This window comes from Vibrio sp. 704, assembly GCF_033339295.1.
Genome location: NZ_JAWOUH010000175.1, coordinates 1 through 943, shown reverse-complemented (window position 1 = coordinate 943; position 943 = coordinate 1). Strand labels below are relative to the sequence as shown.

General features: G+C 44.3%; 1 pseudogene. It reads right to left on the bottom strand.

Going from position 1 to position 943, the window contains the following annotated elements:
• A pseudogene (locus tag R7R24_RS25245) lies at nt 1–921 on the bottom strand (hypothetical protein); the annotation flags it as partial.
• Nucleotides 922–943 lie beyond the last annotated feature (22 nt).

Genomic DNA, 943 nt, shown 5'->3' with positions numbered 1-943 from the left:
AGTATTACGCATACCGCCCATCTCCATCGCTAAGTCACGAATACCAAACTCCCAATTAGGAATAACTTCATCGATGATAGGATCATATTGACAGTTCAGGTTTCTGTCGTGGAACGCACGAAAAGCAATATCAAAGTTTGGCGATTCTGGCTCTGCAGTCTTCGCTTTGAAGTTATCTGTTTTCGAGAATCGAGGGATAAATCCAAAGAACCCGGCACAGTTTTCACCAGTTTCTTCGCCATACAGGTCAGTACCTTCACAAGCGGCTTCTACGCTCGCTGCTGTGGATACCCAAGCTTTGTAAACCCCACCGGAGTTAGGTGTGTTGGCAAATGGAAATAGCTGTATGGTTTCTCCATCAGGCAGAGAAGTAGGGTCGACATCTAAATACTCACTTCCCAATTGATGTCGACATTCTATGCCTATCGATTGGGTGACCATTTTGCCGCGCACTTTAACTTCTTGAGTGATGGTGACGACGTCATTCATATATGTCACACCACCTTCACCGTCGAAATAGAAAAGACGACAGGCTAATGGGTCTGCGTAAAACTCTTCGGCGTTTCTAGCGTTCTTGCCTTTGATTTTTACATCTTGATAGCAGGTACCACCGTGGGTGTCTGCGCTATCTAAAGTACTTGATAACAAACATTTACCTGATGGATCGGTAACTTGAAAATAATACAAACCAGCAGGCAGTGCTGCGGCTGTTCTTGGGGCGTTAGGCCCTGGGCCTCCATCTAAAAATACTTCTTGTTTAGACTCGTAGCGGACATTTTCATTGACGATATCACCAGCAGGTGTCGTTGTGAATATTGCGCCATCTAATCTAGCGAAAGCTGGTACAGCAAACATGATAGCTAACGAAGATATCGCAAGAGTTGTTGTCCTTACTTTGGATAAAAACCTGTTGATATTCATTTTTTGCTCCTGTGTCATCATG